The following is a 17,676-nucleotide window of genomic DNA, read 5'->3' on the forward strand; positions in this document are numbered from 1 at the left end:
GTCACGTTCTCCCTTTAGCGTGCTCGTGTCCCCGACATGCCGCCGGTGTGATAGAATTCCTGATGCACATCTTTCTTGATCAACTGCATCGTTTTCCCGTCTTGATGGTGATGCCAGATGTATTCTTCTTCCTTCCTCATCTTTTCGGTGATCCCCGCGGCTTCGTCCGCAGCCCTATTGTCTCTCCGCTGGCTCCCCGTAAACTCAATCTGCACGTCCTTCACCTCCGGATGTCTGTACCGCGAGAAATCCGGGAACCCATCTTTATCATACGTCACCTCCACTCCATCCTTCCGCCGGAACGTCGTCGTCCCATCCGGATCGTCCCGGACCGACCCGCCGTTCTGCTCCCACTTCGTGCGGTCCGGCTGATTTGGCTTCCGCGGCTTCTTCGGGCCCCCACCGCCCCCGTTTCCACCCGTCGGTTTCTTCGGCCCCCCACCGCCCGGCGCAAACCCCCCATCCCCCGGATTCTTCGGCGCATTCGCCCAAACCCCGCCGCCTCTCTTCCTCGCGATCCGCTTCTTCGCCGCCTGCTTCGCCTTCCTCGCCGCGGCCGCCGCATTCGCGAGATGCGCTTGCCACTTCAACAGCAACCGATCCAGCTTCGCCAGCGCCTTCGCCGCCCGCGCCGCCTTGATTCCCTTCCCCGCGAGGTCCCCGACGTACGGCACCACCGCCGAGACCACCGAAAGCCCGGCCCCGAGCCAATCCCCATCGGCCAGCGCCAGCCCCGCGCCCGTGAGGTCCGCGACCGGCGTAGGGTCCACGATCCCGGCCAAGTCCACGCCGGCCTTGAAGCCCTCCCACGCAATCGCCTCGTTGGTCTTCTCCAGCTCCGCCTTGCACGCCGCCTCCTCCTCCAGCGCGGCCTTGACCTCGGGGTCTGCCAAGACCTCCGGGTCATCATCGGCGATCTCGTCGACCCGGTCCAGCTCGTCGGACGGGACGAACCCCTCCCCGTCGTCGGCGAGGTAGAGCCGCCCGTTCTCGTCGATCGACACGCCGTCCGGGTCCACCTCCGCCTCGGGCAAACTCCCGGTGGACGTCTTCCATTCGTATTGCTTGCTCGCCGGATCGAATGCCCCCGCGCTCGCCTTGTACGTCTTCGACCCGTCGGGGTTCGTCGTGATCTCGACCCGCTGCACCTCGGTGCGGCGCGTCGCCGGATCGATGACGGTCCGCTCACGCAGCTCCGTGACTGCGCCCGTCTCTGGATCCTCACTCGTCTCGGACCTCTCGACCGTGACCACGCCCGTCGCCGGATCCGTCGCCGTATTCGTGACGCTCGCGAGGCTCACGCTCGGCGCGACGGCCGCTTCATTCGCGATGACGAGGATGCCATAGGTGTTCGCCGGTCCATCGGGGCCATCGCAATTCATGGCGAAGAGGTCGCCCTCGCGGACGAGCCAATGATCGCCGGCCATTGCGGTGGTACTGTGCCCGACCGGGCGGCAATAACCCCTGTTCACGCCCGAGATCACGCCGCCCCCAATCCCGACCTCGTTCCCCTCCACGTGCGGAATGCGGCTCGCCGTCGTGAAGGCTTCTTTGCCGCAAATGAGGTGGTTGGGGTCCGTCCCCTCGGCTGTCTCCAGGCGGCCGATGATCGTGTAGGGCACGAGGACCATCGCGGAGCCGGACGGGGTCCAGCAGTAATCGGGGACGATCGAGACGACGTAAGCCTCGGGGCCCTTGCGCGCCCATTCGCCGCTCATGGAGCCCCTGCGACGTTGTTGTCGAGCGGGCGCATCGCGACGTGCAGGCTCTCGATGCCGCCTTTGTAGACAGGCATCGTCGCGCGCCACGTGAGTTCGACGCGCATCACGTCGGCGTCGATGACGATGGTATCGAGGCGCGCGGGGGAGCCGTGGCGGAAGCCGGAGGCATGCACGGCGCCGACGGCGACGAGGAGAGACGGCAATCGGAAGGCAAATTCGGCATGAGCAGGGTGGAGCGCGAGGAGGCGCGCCTCCTCGTGTCCCCGTAGAAAGCCATCGCCGACGAGATCGGGGGGTGCCGCGCAGAAGAAGCGCATATCGAAGCCATCCGGCCATTGCATCAGATCGAGCGGCGCGGCACCTGGGGTGCCTCCGAATGCCTTGCGGGGGTTCCATGTCCTCGCGAGAGCCCCGAAGCCTTCCACGGGGTAGGGCTCGCCAAACCTCGGCGCGCGCCCGTCGGCTGTCAGGATACGCGGCGCCGGGATCATCCTCTGAGCTGCGAAACTTTGCGTATCGAGCACGCCGATCCCCACGGGGTTCGCCTCGAATCCCTCGCCCCCGAACGCGAATTCATACGGCAAGTCTACGCTTCGCGTGGGAACAGTCTGCGTAAGGGACCAACCGAGCAGCGGCGTATGCACCCAGGCGCGCGGCCCCGTAACGGTCACGTACTTCCGCATAGCTCCCACGCGCACGCCCGCACGCCATGCGGCTGCGCGCTGGCCGCCCGGCGCGTATGCCGCTCACGGCGATGAGTGGTAAACCCCGCTCCTCGATCCGCAGCGGTGCCAAGCGTGCTCGTTCCGGAGGACCCAGCTCCTCCTGGTCGGCCGTATTGGCGCCGACGACGTGTCGCCGCGCTCGACCGTCGCGCCGTACTGCTCGGCGGGCGCCCCTCTCGCAGATGGATGCATTCAGGGACCGCCGCCTTTGCCTTCTCCCTTTTCCCATTCATCGAGGGACGCCGGTCGCAAGTCCCTGGTGGCGTTCGCCAGTTCAATGATGGAAGCGGCTAGCGTATCGGCTACCGGTAACTCCACGCGAAAACGTCTCGCCACGGCTTCGGCGAGGTGCCGCCATTCTGGGGCGACCATCTCGCCGAGCTCCTCGGACAGCTCTGCCAACTGTCGCAGGAGACCCCGCGCACGAGGTAGATATCTGGGGTCACGATGGCCGAGCGCCTCCTCCAGTACGGCCAAAGCCTCGCGCGACCGCCCGAGCGCATCGAGCGCCTGCGCGAGGTATGAGGCCTGCAACCATCGCAAATCCACGGTGTCGAATCCAAGCGCAGCCCAGGCTCGACAAGCCTGTTCCGCCTCGGTGAACCGCCCTGCGTCGACAAAAATCGCACAGCGATGCATCGCGATGCTCCTCTCGAGCCACTGGTCATCGTCGAGATGACGGTTCGCTTCGAAGATCGCAGTCAGACAAGCGAGCGCATCATCATATCGCCCCTGTGACTCCAAGGTTACGATTTCCATGAGACGATCTTCGAGCGCGTCCCTAGCCGTCAGCCGCTTCAGGCAGCTCGAACAAACCGCCTCATCAATCCCCGCGTGAACGTATTGCGCGGTCGCCTCTTTGTCGCGACAGTAAAAACAGTCCTTTGGCAGTGAACGCGTCATGAGTCGCTTTCCATGGGCCATGGTCGTCATGATCTTACGGGCGAGGACACTTGTCTTCCGGCCAAGATCCTTCATTCATGCAATATCGGTAGCATGCTCCACAATCCTTTTCGGGGCCAAAGTCCGGATTTGGGTGGTTCTTATTTCCCAGACATTCGTGCAGCAACGGCATACACATTTTCTCCCGCTTGGCCCGCTTCGCCGCCCCTGCCGTCGCCGTCGCCGTAACCGCCACTGCGACGGTGATCGCGAAGGCTTCGATGATGACCTCGGTGAAGACGACCGTCACGACAACGATGGTCACGACCTCCCCCACCTGCCCCCGATCCGGCGTCGCCCGCCCGCTGCCCGACGCGGACGTACGCAAGACGTCCCTGTCGAAGATCTCCCCGGACAACCTCATCCCTCGCAGGGCGATCCGCACGCATATCCCGACATCCGGATTGGGCTGGCCCGTCGTCTCCACTTCCAAGACATGCCCGTCTGGGTCGACTTTCACCGCGGCGTCGAGCGAGTAGTATCCGGGCTCGATGGTGCCGCTGAGTTCATCCACGCATTCCCGGATGCGGTCTGCGGTACCCTTGGGGATGCGCGGTCGGTCCTCGGGTATTGAAGGGTGATAATGGATTCTGGCCGAGGAGCAGCCGAGCGGCATGAAGGAGAGCGTCATGCACACGCCGAGACCCAGGGAGACGATGGCTCGAAAGGAGGGACGTCTCATTTCCTGGATGTGAGCAGAGATGCCGGACGCCTGTCAAGGTGACGCGGATCAGCCGTGCTCCGCGGCTAATGCCGCTCCATGTGCGCTCCTGCGCGCGCGTCGGCTCGCGGCCGGCTCCAAAATGCGTGCTCCGATTCGTCGTATTGGGTCCGGTATTCACGCAGCTTGTACGTCTCCGACAACCGAAGCTCATGGGGGAGCTGCCACTCGTCGAGAAGACGGGTCGCGATTTCTGGCTCGGAGATGTGCTGAAAAATGCGGCGGTTCACGCGCTGCGACAGGAGCCACAACATCGGGACGAGCGCGAGCTCGTAGGTGGAGAGCCCGTCTTCCTCGACGCGGAGCAGGCGCGCACCGCGGCAGATACCGCTCCACGTGCGCTCCTCCGCGCCGCGCCGGATCGTGAAGCGGGCCCGTTGGCCGACCACCTCGTCGAAGACCAGGGCCGCGTCGGTGGAGAACGCCTCCAGGTTGACGGAGAAAAAGTTTGACATTCCCTCCGAGATCGAAAATTGCCGGACATCGAGCGTGATCTGTGAGTCCAGGGCGAGCGAGAGCGCCCCGCCCGGAGGGCGGATCGATGGAAGCCAGGCCATGGAAGGACCCTTCCGTTAGCGCAGGCAACACCAAACCACCCCCGTGGCGCTGTGTGCGGGCCTGCGTTGTTCTTGGCGATCCTCGTACCCAGCAAGCGCTGATCTGCGCAACGAAATTCGCAGGCAAGGTAGGACCTACCCTGTCCGTGGAGGCCCGCCAGCGCCCTCCCTTACGAATCTCCTTGACAACCTCCATGCGACCTCGACTACGCTCCGCGCCATGGCAGCCCGCATCATCGCCTATCGTATCGGCCTTTTCACACTCTTGAGGGAGCTGCAATACACGCTCTCCCGCGCGAAGGAGGAGCCGCTGGCCGTAGGTTATGTGCCCGGCTTCCAGGCGCTACGAGACGACTGGAAGCTCATCCTTCTCGAGGAAATCGATATGCTCGATATCCTCGCGCAGGCGCAGGCCGCCGTCGATAAGGCAGACGGGGGGCTGGATGGTTTCGCCGGCCGCGTCTCCCGCACCGTCGACGAGTCGACGAGCGGCAATACCCGCAAGCAGCTCCGCACCGCGCTCTTCAAGAATAAACCGCTCGCGAAGTTCCGACGGCCGGTCCTCGGCGGGCAACTCGCCAGCATGAGCGATTGGGCCGAGACGCTCGCGAAATGCGGCGTGCCCGCGCTCATCGCCATGGCGCCCGAGGCCGAGATGCTCGTCGCGGCGGGGGAGGACGCCGAGAACCAACGCAAGAGCGCACAATCGTCCAATCGCAATTTCCGCGACGTGGGCCATCGCAAGCAATTTATCGACAAGGTCAATGCCGCTCGCAAAGAGGCGCATGGCGGGCTCGCCAAGCTGCCTTTCGAACATCCTGCCCTGCCGCGGGATTTTGCGGAGGGGTTCTTCTACAGCGAGCCGCCGCGAGACGAGGAGGAGACGATCGACGAGGTCAAGACGTCGATCGCGGAGCTCACCGCGCAGCTCGAGGAACGGCAGGCCCTCCTGAAGAAGCTCGAAGAGGAAGCCGAAGCCGAGGCGCGCGCCGACGAGGAGCGCCTCGCCAAGGCCCAAATCGCCGAGGAGCTCGAAGCGCAGGCCAAGGCGCTGCTCGAAAAGGCCGCCGCGCTCAAGGCACAGGCAAAAAAATAACGCTCGGCAGGGATGGGAGCAAAAGCGAGGCTCCTTCGGATCGCTGGAACAACCGCCGCGCAAAGAACCCCACCCGTGTTTCGCCCCTGAATCGATCTCCTATCCGGCGCAGGCCGCCTCCAGTCTCGCCCCACCGACGCCCGGCGCGATCGCCCCTCGGCGGTCTCCGACGAGAACAGAGCTCGCTGGGAGCGCCGCTTTCCTGCTTCACGAACGAACGGACGCCGCGGGATCCGCTCGGCGACGGTTCGCGCCCGGAGCGAGCTCGGCGCGCGCGGCGCGCCCGCCCCGGCTCCGCGGGACAGCCCCTCGCCGTTAAGCCGGCCCCCTGTTGTTCCGCCGACGGACGCGCCTGCCCCGCAATCCGCCCCTGCTACCCGCCCAAACCGCCCCCGGCCCGCGGCGCCGCGGGTCGTTCCGCAGCGGAACAGCCCCCGTCCCCCGCAACCGAAGGTTGTTCCGGCATTCTCGGCGAAGGTTGCCCTTCTCGCGCATGTTATTTCGGCGCTGCCGGAAGGAGCGTGCGCCGAAACGTCGGCCGTCGGGGAAGCGGGCCGGGCTAGTATTTCTGGAGAAATGCCCGGAGGCTCGGTTCGAGCTTCTGCCGTTGGGCCACGCAAAGGGAGATCGCCTCGAGGGACTGCGCGAGGGATCGCGGAGCGCCGACGATCTCGGAGGCGCGCCCCTCGAAGACACGCGCGACGGCAGTACGGCTCGTGTCGTCGCAGGAGCCCTGGAACAGGAGGGGGAGGTAGCCGAGCGTCTCGCCCGGCATGCGCGCGACGAGGGTGCTCCAGTTCTTTTCGATGTATCCGAGGGATCGATCGAGCATTCGCTCGTCCTGGCCGAGGAGCCACACGGCTTCGCGTGCATCGAAGCCGCCGCCGAGCACGAACGCGAGGGATTCGTCGACGAGGGTTTGATCCCGGAAGCTCGAGAGCGCTTCGAGGAAGGCGCCGCGGCGGCGCTCGTCGCGCTCTTTCTTGGCGGCCTCGCGCAATCGGTCGAAGAGCACCCGATCGCCGCCGTGCCGCGCGGCAAGGACGAGCGCAGGTCCGGCGATGTCGAGCGGAGCCGCCCCCGGGTCGGCGAGGAACCGCGCGGCGAGGGCGCGGACCTCGGCGAGCAGGGCCGGATCCTCGCCGCGATCGGCGACGAGCGCGACGAGGAGGGGGCGGAGGAGCGTGGTGGCCTCGTCCTCGCCGGGCTTCGGGAGGAGCCCGAGGGCGCGGGCGCGCTTGCCGAAGGTGCGGGTGACGAAATTCGCGAAGCGCGGCCGGAGGTCGGCAGGGACGTGGACGTCGCGGACGCGGTCGACGAGCATGGCGGCGCCTCGTTCGAGGTAAGGCTCCGGCTCGGCGACGACGCTCGGGACGAGGGAGAGCACGTCGCCGGGGCCGAGGGCGCCGCTCTCGACGAGGGCCGAGGCGTCGTCGAGGAGCGCGAGGCGCTCGGGCAACCCGAGAAATTTTCCTTGCTTGCCGAGGAGGCGCGCGAGGGGGTCCTTGCCGAGGTCGACGTGATAATAACCGATGCCGGCGTCTTTCAGGGCAAACGCCGCGGGGCACGCTTTCGCCTTGTCGAGCGGGAGCTCGGCCGTCTTCGTGGTGAGGAGCGTGCAGGCGCGCGCCTCGGGGCCGGTTCCATACCGGAGGCAAACCGGGATCTGCCAGGTCGATTCGGCCGCGCCCGCGGAGCCGGCTGGGAGCCAGCGCGATTGGGCGAGTTTTACGGTGGGGGGTTTGCCCTTTTCGCACGAGAGCTCGGCCTTGACGAGCGGGACGCCGGGTTGGTCGAGGAACGTCGCGAACGCGGGTCCGATCTCGGGGCCGGTTTCGGCGGAGAGCGCGCGCAGGAAATCGGCCGCTTTTGCATTGCCGTGGGCGTGCTCGTCGAGGTAGCGGCGGACGCCGCGCTGGAACTTCTCGGGGCCGACGTAGGCCTCGAACATGCGGAGGACGGCCGCGCCTTTCTGGTAGGTGATGCTGTCGAAGGCATTGGCGATGTCGTCCTGGGTGCGGATCTCCTGCCGGATTTTCCGCGCGCTGAGGAGGCCGTCCTCACCCATGGCATACGAGGCCGAGGCGACGCGGCGGGTGTCTTCGTGCCAGGACGGGGCAAAACGCTCGACGGTCTTGCTGCCCATCCAGGTGGCGAAGGCCTCGTTGAGCCAGATGTCCTCCCAGTAGTCCATGGTGACGAGGTTGCCGAACCATTGATGGGCGAGCTCGTGGGCCATGGTCGCGGTGAAGCCACGCCGGAACATCGGCGTCTCGTCGGCCGGCGCGGCGAGCGAGCCGCGGGCGCCATAGGTGATGAGCCCCGGGTTTTCCATGGCGCCAAACGAGGCGAGGCGCGGGACGGCCACGACGTCGAGCTTTTCGTACGGATAGGCCGATCCGAGGTACTCTTCGAGGATGCCGAGCAGCGACGGCGTGGTCTTGGCCGCGAACGAGGCTTTGCCGGCGGCGCCGCGGGGGACGGCGAGGCGGACCGGGATCTTGTTTTTCCCGGCCGTGCCCGCATCGACGAGGTCGAAGGGCCCGACCGCGAAGGCGACGAGGTAACTCGGCAAGGGCTGCGTGGGCGCGAAACGGACGAGCTTCATGCCGCCCGGCTCCTTGGTCTCGCCGAGCACCGGCGTATTCGAGAGGGCGACGTCGGCCTCGCGCACGCGGAGCGAGATTTGCCAGGGGACCTTCACGCCCGGGTCGTCGATGCAAGGAAAGACGCGACGCGCAGCGGTGGCCTCGAAATGGGAGAAGATATACGAAACGCCGTCGGCCTCCTCGCGGAAGGCGCCGTGATCGTCGAGGGACGATATCGCGCCGCGGTATTTCACGACGAGGCGCGCCGAGCCGGCGGGCGCCGGGGTGTCGAGCGCGAATCCGACGAGGTCGCCTTTCGTGGGCACGACGCGGAGCGGGAGGTGCTTGGCCGCGGCCTCGATACGCGCTTCCTCGACAGTGAGGTGCTCGGCGTGGAGCCAAAGGACACGCGTGGGCTCGGCGAGGCTCAGGTCGATGGTGATTTCGCCGCGGAGGACGTCGTCGCCCGGGACGAGGGTGAGCATCGCGGCATAACGAAGCGGATGCACGGCGCGCGGGAGGCGCAGGCCCGTCGGAGGCGCGGGGAGGTCGGCCGCGGGCGCGGCGGCCTGGGGTTTGGCGGCGGCGACGGGCTCCGGCGGCGGCGCGGGCGGCGGCGGAGCAGCGGAACAAGCGACAGTCGTGGCGAGGAGCGCGAGGAGCGAGCGAGGGGATTTCATGATTCGGCTCGGAGGGCGGGCGGAAGCGCGCGCATGGTGGCACGAGGCGCGCCCGAGAGCACGATGGTTCGGTTTCCGCGGCAGCCGCCACCCCGCGCCATGGCGCCGCCACCCCGGATGAGGGCATTTTCATGCACGACAGCGGCGTTTTTTCCTGGCACGTCGTTCGCTCAGGGGCAGGGCATGCAGCCCAGGAAGCGGAAGGGCGAGGCGGGGCTCGACGACGACGTCGATCTCGTGCTCCGCCACGTGTCCCGGCAATTCCCCAGCGAGGTGGCGCGCGCGCTCTGCGACGCGGGCGGGCCCATCGAGCCCCTCGGATGGGTGGACACGCAGGTGACGGGGCGCCAGCGGAGGCTCGATCGCGCGCTTTCGGTGCAAGTCGGCGACGGGCGGCGGCTGCTCCACGCAGAGTGGACACTCACGATGAACGAGGAAATCGCTTTCCGCGTCTTCGAATACCACAACCTGACGGCGCTCGCGGCGGCCGACGAGGCGCGCGGGAGCCGAGGCACGCCGCTGCCGATCGAGAGCGTGGTGATCGTCCTGTCCGGTCGGGAAGAACCCTGGCCGACACACGCCGCGTACCGAACCTCCCCGGCGCAGGCCCCGTTTTGCGGGGTGCGTTTCCGGATCGAGCCGGTCTACCAGCGCACCGTGGCCGAACTCGAAGGCCGCGGGAGTCCGTTCTGGATGATTTTCGCGCCCCTGGCCGTCGACGCGGATGCGCGCAATCTGGAGGCGGTGCTGGAAGACCTGCGTGCCCGGACGAACGAACGCGACTTCGCAGAGCTCGGCGCAGCGATGGTCGCCTTGGCGGGTGCGGATAAGAGGCAGCGGAGACTCGCGGACGTGGTACACTCCTGTTTGTCGCGGGAGATCGTCATGCAAAACCGGATCTACAGAGAAGGAAAGGCGATGGGGATCGAGGAGGGGGTTGTCCAAGGCCAGCTCGCGGTGTTCGCGCGCCAGGTCGAGCGACGGCTCCGACGCCCCCTCCGCACAGACGAACAGGAGCAGCTCGCCGAACACCTGCGGGTGGACGGTCCCGACGTCGTCGCCGATGCCATTTTCGACCTCGAAAGCCGCGAACTCTGGCGTTCGCTTCTGGCGCCGAGAACGCCGACGCAATGACACGCCTCCATTCTCGGGTGCGCCGGTAGAGAAGCGGGTCCGTGGTATACCCGGGCCATGCAAAAACGACGGGTGTTCTCGGGCGCGGAGTGGGAAGCACGCGTGGGGTATTGCCGCGCCGTGGCGGTCGGGCCGCACGTGTACGTGGGGGGGACGGCGCCCGTCGCAGCAGGCGGAGGGACGCACGGAAAGGGGGACGCGTACGCGCAGGCGATCCGATGCTTCGAGATCATCGAGGCGGCGCTGCGGGAACTCGGCGGATCCCTTGCGGATGTGGTTCGCACGCGGATGTACGTGACCGACATCGAGCGCTGGCCCGAGATCGGGCGCGCGCACAAGGAGAAAGTCGGCGCCCACGCGCCCGCCGCGACGATGGTCGAGGTGCGGCGGCTCATCGCGCCGGACATGATCGTGGAAATCGAGGTCGACGCCTACGTCGAGGGCGCCTGAGCCGGGCGCACGCGCCGCCGGCTCATTGCTCGAGCACGAGGACCGATTTGTCGTAATAGGACGCGACGACGGCGCGGGAGCTGTCGCGCGTGACGTCCACGGCGCAGACGCCAGGGCCCGTGGGAATCGTGGCGACGATGCGGAGCGGGTCGCCCGCGATGACAGCCACGCCGCTGCCCTTCGGAGGCCGCTCCATGCCGCCGAGCGCGACGAAGAGCGTGCGGCCGTCGGGCGAGGCCGCGCCCGCGCAAGGTGAGCCGTCGAGCATGAGCGTGCTCGTGACCTTCATCGTGGCGAGGTCGACGACCGTGACCGTGCGCGCCTTGCTGTCGAGCGTGACGCCGAGGCGATCGTCGTTCAGGAGGAACCCCTGCTCCGGGCTCAAGCCCACGGCCGTCGACTTGACCTGCGTGGTCGCAGCGATGTCGAGCAGCACGGCCTTGTTCGAGACGCGGTCCGGGAAGAAGAGCGTGCCGCCATCCCGAGAGATCGTGCCCGTGCGCGGCTCGCGGCCGACGAAGATGCTGCGGCGCGTGGCGCCAAAGGGCTCCTCGCTCGGGTCGAAGAGGTCGATCCACGCGCCCGCCGCGCGGCCGCCGTGCGAAAGCGCGCCCATCGCCGCGATGTACGGGCGGTTCTCGGCACGGACGAGGAAGAGCTGGCCCGTCGCGTGCGGCAAGGTGATGTCCGCGAGGCGCACGCCCGTCGGCAGGTCGAAGCGCGCGACGCGCTTGCCGTCGATGGTCGAAGCCACGACGCTACGGCCGTCCGGCATCGGGACGATCTCGCCTGGGCTCTTGCCGACGTCGAGCAGCACGGGATCCCGATCCCACGTCGACGTATCCATCACCGGGATCCGCGCCGCGTCCTCGTGCCGGAGGACGGCGACGTACCGGTCGAAGAGCATCCGGATCTCGTCGCCCTGCGCCGGCACCGACGCCTTGTGCACGAGCTCGCCCGTCTTCAGCTTGTACTCGCGCAGCGTGGCGTCGTCGGCGCTGACGTAGACGCTCGTGCCCTTCGGGTGGAAGACGACGTCGAGCGGGTGGGCGTCGCCGAGGCGGATCTCGCGGGTCTTCCAGCGCTTCTGCGGGTCGGCGGGCGTGGGCTCGGGCTCGGCCTCGATCTCGGGGCCGATCGAGCCGGGACGCGGCGCCCCCGCGGCGCTGCTGGATCCCGCAGGATCGAGGTTCGTCAGCGGCGGTGCCTCGCCGACGGGGGACTCGCGCCCACCGACGACGACGGCGAAGAGCGTCCCGGCGAGCGCGATGCCGCCGAGGATCACGCGCGGCACGCGCGGCTGCGCCTCCGGGACGAGCCACGCCTTGCACGCGCGGCACTTGTGCGCCCCGAAGACGATCGGCGCTTTGCAGGCGGGGCACGGGACGCGCTGCTGGCTCATCGCACCACCCACGCGACCTTGGCCCAATCCGAGAAGACGAGCGCCATGCGGCCGTCCGGCGTCAGCCGCACGCGCTTGGGCTCGCCCGAGAGCGGAAGGAGCTTCACCGCGTAGGACTCGAGATCCACGAGCGCGAGCGAGCCCGCGCCGTCGCCGGTGAGCGTCACGAGCGCCTGCTCGCCGTCGGGCGTGACCACGAGGTCGGTCGCCCGCCCGTTGAACGGGATGTGCCGCGCAAGCTCACCCTTCACGAGGTCGAAGACCTCGAGCGCGCGTCCCTCGTGGCAACGCACGAGCGCGCGGCGTCCGCGACGCACGAGCTCGATTTGCTCGGGCTCATCGCACGTCTGGATCCGCTCGCGACGGCGCACCGCCCCCGAGGGCAGCCATTCGAGCGGCACGAGCGCGTCTTCGGCGCGGAGGACGACGTAACTCGCGCTTCCGTCCGGCGTCATCAGCACGCTGACGGGGTTGCCCAGCATCGACGTGCGCACGCGGTCCTGTTGCGACGCGAGGCGGCTCGGATCAAACGCATACACGGCGCCGCCCGCGGGATCCCGCAGGCCCGGCAGCGGGACCTGGCCCGTCGTGCCGAGCGCACGCGTGCCCGTGTCGTCGACGCCCATCGGCCCCACGGGGTCGTCGCCGAAATGGATGCGGTCGATCTCTGCGTGGTACTCCGTCGCCAGGATTGCGACCGCGTGCGCCGACGGCAACGATACGAGCGCGCGCCGGCCGTTCGCTCCGACCGAAACCTGCCCGACCATTGCGCCGAGATCGATCGTCTTTTGCAGGCCCGTCGTCGCTGCGTCGACGACGTAGAGCCGCTGCGGCGAGGTCGCGTAGAGGTGCTCGCCGACGCGGTAGAGGCCCTTGATCTGCGGCGCATCGCTGACCAGCGTGACGAGCGCGCCCGTGCGCGCGTCGTGGACCTCGATGCCCGTGAGCAGCGCGAGCGCGAAGCGATCCGCGTCGAGCGGCAAGGCGTCGGAGACATCCTTCGGCAAGGCGAAGGGCCCCGTCACGAGGGGTTGCTCGCCGAGGTGTCCGACATCGTTTGGCTTTTGCCAGACGCACTGGCCGACCTGGCAAGCCTCGCCGTGCCAGCAGGGCGAGGTGCAGGTCGGCGTGACGACGCTCGGCGAGCGCGAGGCGGCCTTCGGCGGGAGGAAGCGGCCCGGGGCGAGGCTGCGGAGGGCGATGCCGGTCGCGAGCACGCCGGCCATCGCGAGGCCCGTGACGAGCGGACGCCAGTGCAAAGACAGCCAGCTCGGCGCCTTCACCGTCACCGCGCCCGTGCGAAGGCTCTTGCTGCCGGCGAGGGGCTCGTCACACTCGGGGCAGAGATCGACCCCAGGCGCCACGGACTCCAGGCACGTCGGGCACCGCAGCCGCTTCTTGCCGGCGTCGCGGACGGAGATCGGCGCGCTGGTCTTGGCGGGGGTCAGGGGAGGCGGTGCGGCGTCGTGCACGTTCGGCCGGTGAATACCCCGAGCGCGTCCCGGCGTCGAGGGGGGCGAAGCCGATCCGCCCGAGGCAGCGATGGGGTTTGGGGCAAAGGCCGCCGTGAGGCGAGCCGAAGCCCGCATGTGGACGTAAGATGCCGGCGTGACTCTGCGAACCCTCTCTCCGTTCCTGCTGCTCACAGCGCTCCTCGCGAGCGCGTGCGGCGGGAGCCAGCACGCGGACGGCGGCAGCGCCGTCGAGATCCAACGGCCCAAAGAGATGGCGGACCTCGTGCCGCGTGAACGCGAGACCGTCGAACGGCTGCTCGACGAGCAGATCGCGCCCTGCCCCGACCAGGCCGTGCCGCTCTCCGTCTGCCTCGACGAGAAGCGACCTTGCAAGGCCTGCGATCCCGCCGCGCGTTTCCTCACGGAGCGCGTGAAAGCCGGCCTCGGCCGCGCCGACGCCGCGCGCGCCTACGAGCTCCGCTTCGGGAGCAAGGTGACCGCGGTCGACGTCGCCGGCTCGCCGATGAAGGGCTCGGCGTCCGCGCCCGTCACGATCATGGTCTGGTCGGACTTCGAGTGCCCCGCGTGCCGCCGGATCGTGCCGATCGTCGAGCGCGTCGCCGCAGCACACGAGGACGACGTGCGCCTCGTGCACAAGTTCTACCCGCTGCCGAGGCACACCCACGCGGAGGTCGCGGCCCGCGCCGCCTACGCCGCCCAGCGGCAAGGGCGCTACTGGGAGATGGAGCACGCGCTCTTCGAGAACCAGGACAAACTCGGCGAATCCATGATCGGCGAGATCGCCGAAGGGCTCGGGCTCGACATGGGCAAGCTGCGCGCGGACATGCAATCCGAGGCGGCGACGAAGACGATCGATCGGGACAAAGCCGACGCGGATCGAGCCGGCCTGATGGGCACGCCGTTCATCCTGATCAACGGGCGCGAGTTCGACCTCGGCCTCTTCAAGCCCGAGCCCGACCTCGACGCGTGGGTCACGATGGAGATCGAGATCGCCCGCGGGCGCTAGCGGTTGACGCCCGCGACGATGATCGCAGCGATCCACACGAGGATCGCGGAGCCGGCGAGGATCAAGGTCGCGAGATCATCCCGCCAGCGCACGCGCAGCGGCACGAGGTCCTTCTCGGGCAGCGTGACCGTCTTGACGAGCGCATGGATCGGCAGCCCGCCCGGCCGCATGCCCTGGGGCATCGAGGCCGGGTAGAGGCCCATGCTCTGGAACCGCGCGACGCCCGCGCGTTGCCGATCGCCGACGCCGGGCACCGCGCTGCCGATGGCCATCGCGCGGAACCACGGCACACGCTCGTAGGCGTTCGGCATCGCGAGCACGCCGAAGACGATGCGGAGCCGATCGAGCAGCTCGCGCACCTCCACGAGGTGCTGGTAGGCACGGATGCGCGTCTCGACATGCTCCTCGCCCGAGAGCTTCGCGAAGCAGAACATTTCGAAGCGCGCGGCGAGCCCGTCGATCTCTTCACGGATCTTCGGCAGCGCGTCCTGCGGCGCGACCTCCTGGTGCAGCGTGAAGCCCCACGGATCCTCGCGCTTGCGCTCGGCCGTCCACTGGAACACGTCGGCGAAGCCCCACACCGTGTCGAAGCGGGTGAGGATCACGTACGTGGGCACGTCGCCGCCGAGGTGCCGGCCGATCTCCACGAGCACGTCGCGGTAGTTCTTCGCGTACGCCTGCACGCCGGCCTCGTCGAGGTCGGCGAAGGCCGCGACGTTGAGCACGAGGATCAGCGCGTCGAGCGGCTCGCGTGGCCGCTTGCGCAAGAGCTCCTCGCAGAGCGCTTGGAGCAGCGCCGGATCGCGGCGCGGGCCCATGACGTGGCCCTCGGGCTCGATGAACGCGCACTCCTCGGCCATCCAGTACGTGCAGAACGGCGTCGAGGACGCGGGCGGCAAGGGCCCGTCGCCGCCGGACCACGTGAGGAACTGCGAGCGGATCGCCGTCGTTCGCCCCATCCCCGGATCCCCGACGACGAGGTAGATCGGCACCTGGTAGGGCGGCTTCTTGCTCGGGTGCTTCTGCGCGATCGCCGCGAGCAGCGCGTCGATCTCCTGGGTGAACGGGCCGATCTCGTTCGCCATCACTTGCCCCCGACGGCAGAGACGATGATCAGGATCAAGCCCACGACCACGAAGAAGATCCCGATCCCGCGGGCCATCCACAGCGATTTCCACCAGGGGTTCTGGTGGTCGATCGGGCGCACCGTCTCCTCGCGCACGGGCCGCAGCGCGCCCGCGTGCCAGTCGCGATCCGGGTCGACGCCGAGGATCCGCGCGACGTCGATGCGCGTCTGCGTCGCGCCGTACTGCACCTGGCCGGGCAACCCGAACCTGCCGAGGAAGCCGAGGCCAAGCACGACATAGTACGTGGCGAGCACGCTCTTCGGGCCTTCCTTCACGCGATCGAGGCGCTGGTAGAACTCGACGCCCGCGTTCGTCGTATGCCAGCGCGTGGCCTGCAGCGAGTATTGCGACCAGAGGGGGCGCAGATCCGGCAGGCTCATCGCGATCTCGTCGATGATCGCGGCGATGGCGAACTGGCCATCGTCGGACGAGACGACGGGCAGCTCGTCGCTCGCCTTCGAGCTCTTGAGCTCGTTCATCAAGGAGTTTGCCTGCTGGAGCAGGTGCTCCGCAGGCGGACGCCTCGGGGACTGGCGTACCGCGCAAATCCAGAGGAGCAGCTCCTCGCCATACACGCCGATCGAACGTTCCACGCGGCCGGGGAGCATAACGCGAGTCGCGCCCCGGGGAGGAAGACTTCTGTCGTGATCGAGCACTGTTCGGCGGCGCCCACCGCGCATATGCTGCCGGCCCTCTGCCGAAGGAGCGTTCCTCATGTCCGAGATTCAAAGCGTGATGGCCCGTGAGATCCTCGATTCCCGTGGCAACCCCACCGTGGAGGTCGAGGTCAGGACGACCAGCGGCCTGGGGCGCGCCGCCGTCCCGAGCGGGGCCTCGACAGGCGCGTACGAGGCCGTCGAGCTGCGAGACGGCGACAAGAAGCGGTACCTGGGCAAGGGCGTCTCGAAGGCGGTGCGCAACGTGGAGACCGTCCTCGGCCCCGCCGTCGTGGGCATGGACGCTCTCGATCAGTCCGCCGTCGACAAGGTCCTCATCGACGCCGACGGCACCTCGAACAAGGGCAAGCTCGGCGCGAACGCGATCCTCGGCGTCTCGATGGCCGTGGCGCGCGCCGCCGCCGACACCGTGGATCTGCCGCTCTGGCGATACCTCGGCGGCGCCGCTGCGCGTGTCCTGCCGACGCCGCTCATGAACATCCTGAACGGCGGCGTGCACGCCGACAACGGCCTCGAAGTGCAGGAGTTCATGATCGTGCCGTACGGCGCCGTCTCGTTCGACGAGGCGCTGCGCATGGGCGTCGAGATCTTCCACACGCTCAAAGGGATCCTGAAGAAGGGCGGGCACGTGACGGCCGTCGGCGACGAGGGCGGCTTTGCGCCGCGCCTCGCCACGAACGAGACGGCGCTGCAGGAGGTCATGCGCGCGATCGAGGCCGCCGGCTACAAACCCGGCGAGGACGTCGGCCTCGCGCTCGACGCCGCGATGAGCGAGTTCTTCGACGCCGAGAAGGGCATCTACACCTTCGACAAGGGGCCGAAGACGCCCGAGGAGCTCGTCGCGGTGTATGAGGAGCTCTCGAAGCGCTACCCGATCGCCTCGATCGAGGACGGCTGCGCGGAGAACGACGACAAGGGCTGGAAGCTCATCTCCGAGCGGCTCGGCAAGAAGGTGCAGCTCGTCGGCGACGACCTCTTCGTCACGAACCCCGAGCGCCTCGCGCGCGGCATGTCGGACGGGATCGCGAACGCCATCCTGATCAAGCTGAACCAGATCGGCACGGTCACCGAGACGCTCGACTGCATTCGCACCGCGGGCGAAGGCGGCTATCGGTCGATCATCTCGCACCGCTCCGGCGAGACGGAGGACACGTTCATCGCCGATCTCGCAGTCGCCACGAACGCGGGCCAGATCAAGACGGGCTCGTCTTCCCGCTCGGATCGCGTGGCGAAGTACAACCAGCTCCTCCGCATCGGCTTCGAGCTCGGCGAGGGTCAGGTTTTCGCCGGCCGCAAGCCGTTCAAGCGCTGATACGCGCGGAGACGCGCACAAAACAGAAGCGCCCCGAAGCCTTGGCTCCGGGGCGCTTTCTTT

14 protein-coding genes and 1 pseudogene are annotated in these 17,676 nt (G+C 68.2%); 5 read left to right on the top strand and 10 right to left on the bottom strand.

Features of this window, described 5'->3' with window-relative positions:
• Positions 1-14: 14 nt before the first annotated feature.
• The 5 genes and pseudogenes from E8A74_RS04855 to E8A74_RS04875 all read right to left on the bottom strand — a co-directional run bounded on the left by E8A74_RS04855 (position 15) and on the right by E8A74_RS04875 (position 4,666).
• Complete coding sequence (locus E8A74_RS04855) at positions 15-1,718, bottom strand: PAAR-like domain-containing protein (RefSeq protein ID WP_136927728.1); 1,704 nt, start codon at positions 1,716-1,718, stop codon at positions 15-17.
• A pseudogene (locus tag E8A74_RS04860) lies at positions 1,715-2,455 on the bottom strand (DUF2169 domain-containing protein); the annotation flags it as partial. The gene E8A74_RS04855 and the pseudogene E8A74_RS04860, both read right to left, overlap by 4 nt.
• 183 nt (positions 2,456-2,638) lie before the next feature.
• A complete protein-coding gene (locus tag E8A74_RS04865) occupies positions 2,639-3,424 on the bottom strand; it encodes a hypothetical protein (protein ID WP_170228863.1) in 786 nt (261 codons plus the stop codon).
• Complete coding sequence (locus E8A74_RS04870; RefSeq protein ID WP_136927731.1) at positions 3,384-4,019, bottom strand: hypothetical protein; 636 nt, start codon at positions 4,017-4,019, stop codon at positions 3,384-3,386. Before E8A74_RS04870 ends, E8A74_RS04865 begins: the two co-directional genes overlap by 41 nt.
• Before the next feature lie 116 nt (positions 4,020-4,135).
• Positions 4,136-4,666, bottom strand: coding sequence for a contractile injection system protein, VgrG/Pvc8 family (locus E8A74_RS04875; RefSeq protein WP_136927732.1), 531 nt, complete (start codon positions 4,664-4,666; stop codon positions 4,136-4,138).
• Positions 4,667-4,886: 220 nt separating this feature from the next.
• Here E8A74_RS04875 and E8A74_RS04880 point away from each other — a divergent pair, with 220 nt between their 5' ends.
• The gene (locus tag E8A74_RS04880; RefSeq protein WP_136927733.1) at positions 4,887-5,762 is read left to right on the top strand and encodes a hypothetical protein; all 876 of its coding nucleotides are present in this window, start codon (positions 4,887-4,889) and stop codon (positions 5,760-5,762) included.
• Between the two features lie 559 nt (positions 5,763-6,321).
• On the opposite strand, the gene E8A74_RS04885 is transcribed toward E8A74_RS04880, so the two are convergent.
• Positions 6,322-9,030 (bottom strand): M1 family metallopeptidase, encoded by a 2,709-nt coding sequence (locus E8A74_RS04885; protein WP_136927734.1) that lies wholly within the window; start codon positions 9,028-9,030, stop codon positions 6,322-6,324.
• Positions 9,031-9,456: 426 nt separating this feature from the next.
• On the opposite strand from E8A74_RS04885, the gene E8A74_RS04890 reads away from it, so the two are divergent.
• Both E8A74_RS04890 and E8A74_RS04895 read left to right on the top strand, forming a co-directional pair.
• A complete protein-coding gene (locus tag E8A74_RS04890) occupies positions 9,457-10,164 on the top strand; it encodes a hypothetical protein (RefSeq protein ID WP_136927735.1) in 708 nt (235 codons plus the stop codon).
• Positions 10,165-10,221: 57 nt separating this feature from the next.
• Positions 10,222-10,614 carry a RidA family protein gene (locus E8A74_RS04895; protein WP_136927736.1) on the top strand — a complete coding sequence of 131 codons (393 nt, stop codon included), beginning with the start codon at positions 10,222-10,224 and terminating at the stop codon, positions 10,612-10,614.
• Between the two features lie 22 nt (positions 10,615-10,636).
• On the opposite strand, the gene E8A74_RS04900 is transcribed toward E8A74_RS04895, so the two are convergent.
• Positions 10,637-12,016, bottom strand: coding sequence for a YncE family protein (locus E8A74_RS04900; protein WP_136927737.1), 1,380 nt, complete (start codon positions 12,014-12,016; stop codon positions 10,637-10,639).
• Positions 12,013-13,488: a YncE family protein gene (locus E8A74_RS04905; RefSeq protein ID WP_136927738.1), complete on the bottom strand. Its 1,476-nt coding sequence runs from the start codon at positions 13,486-13,488 to the stop codon at positions 12,013-12,015. Before E8A74_RS04905 ends, E8A74_RS04900 begins: the two co-directional genes overlap by 4 nt.
• 136 nt (positions 13,489-13,624) lie before the next feature.
• Between E8A74_RS04905 and E8A74_RS04910 the strand changes: the two genes are divergently transcribed.
• Complete coding sequence (locus tag E8A74_RS04910) at positions 13,625-14,497, top strand: DsbA family protein (protein ID WP_136927739.1); 873 nt, start codon at positions 13,625-13,627, stop codon at positions 14,495-14,497.
• On the opposite strand, the gene E8A74_RS04915 is transcribed toward E8A74_RS04910, so the two are convergent.
• Positions 14,494-15,582: a type VI secretion system protein gene (locus E8A74_RS04915; protein ID WP_136927740.1), complete on the bottom strand. Its 1,089-nt coding sequence runs from the start codon at positions 15,580-15,582 to the stop codon at positions 14,494-14,496. The two genes, E8A74_RS04910 and E8A74_RS04915, sit on opposite strands and share 4 nt — an antisense overlap.
• Positions 15,582-16,217: a DotU family type IV/VI secretion system protein gene (locus E8A74_RS04920; RefSeq protein ID WP_136927741.1), complete on the bottom strand. Its 636-nt coding sequence runs from the start codon at positions 16,215-16,217 to the stop codon at positions 15,582-15,584. The genes E8A74_RS04915 and E8A74_RS04920 overlap by 1 nt, the downstream gene beginning before the upstream one ends.
• A gap of 121 nt (positions 16,218-16,338) precedes the next feature.
• Here E8A74_RS04920 and eno point away from each other — a divergent pair, with 121 nt between their 5' ends.
• Positions 16,339-17,613 (top strand): phosphopyruvate hydratase, encoded by a 1,275-nt coding sequence (eno, locus tag E8A74_RS04925; RefSeq protein ID WP_136927742.1) that lies wholly within the window; start codon positions 16,339-16,341, stop codon positions 17,611-17,613.
• Positions 17,614-17,676: the final 63 nt, after the last annotated feature.

The organism is Polyangium fumosum, assembly GCF_005144585.1.
GTDB classification, from domain to species: Bacteria; Myxococcota_A; Polyangia; order Polyangiales; family Polyangiaceae; genus Polyangium; species Polyangium fumosum.

Bases quoted from the DNA above. Each gene is read 5' to 3' on its own strand.
- E8A74_RS04870 (WP_136927731.1), bottom strand. From the start codon at position 4,019: ATGACGCTCTCCTTCATGCCGCTCGGCTGCTCCTCGGCCAGAATCCAT.
- E8A74_RS04890 (WP_136927735.1), top strand. From the start codon at position 9,457: ATGAACGAGGAAATCGCTTTCCGCGTCTTCGAATACCACAACCTGACG.
- E8A74_RS04885 (WP_136927734.1), bottom strand. From the start codon at position 9,030: ATGAAATCCCCTCGCTCGCTCCTCGCGCTCCTCGCCACGACTGTCGCT.
- E8A74_RS04875 (WP_136927732.1), bottom strand. From the start codon at position 4,666: ATGGCCTGGCTTCCATCGATCCGCCCTCCGGGCGGGGCGCTCTCGCTC.
- E8A74_RS04880 (WP_136927733.1), top strand. From the start codon at position 4,887: ATGGCAGCCCGCATCATCGCCTATCGTATCGGCCTTTTCACACTCTTG.
- E8A74_RS04855 (WP_136927728.1), bottom strand. From the start codon at position 1,718: ATGAGCGGCGAATGGGCGCGCAAGGGCCCCGAGGCTTACGTCGTCTCG.
- E8A74_RS04915 (WP_136927740.1), bottom strand. From the start codon at position 15,582: ATGGCGAACGAGATCGGCCCGTTCACCCAGGAGATCGACGCGCTGCTC.
- E8A74_RS04895 (WP_136927736.1), top strand. From the start codon at position 10,222: ATGCAAAAACGACGGGTGTTCTCGGGCGCGGAGTGGGAAGCACGCGTG.
- eno (WP_136927742.1), top strand. From the start codon at position 16,339: ATGTCCGAGATTCAAAGCGTGATGGCCCGTGAGATCCTCGATTCCCGT.
- E8A74_RS04900 (WP_136927737.1), bottom strand. From the start codon at position 12,016: ATGAGCCAGCAGCGCGTCCCGTGCCCCGCCTGCAAAGCGCCGATCGTC.
- E8A74_RS04865 (WP_170228863.1), bottom strand. From the start codon at position 3,424: ATGAAGGATCTTGGCCGGAAGACAAGTGTCCTCGCCCGTAAGATCATG.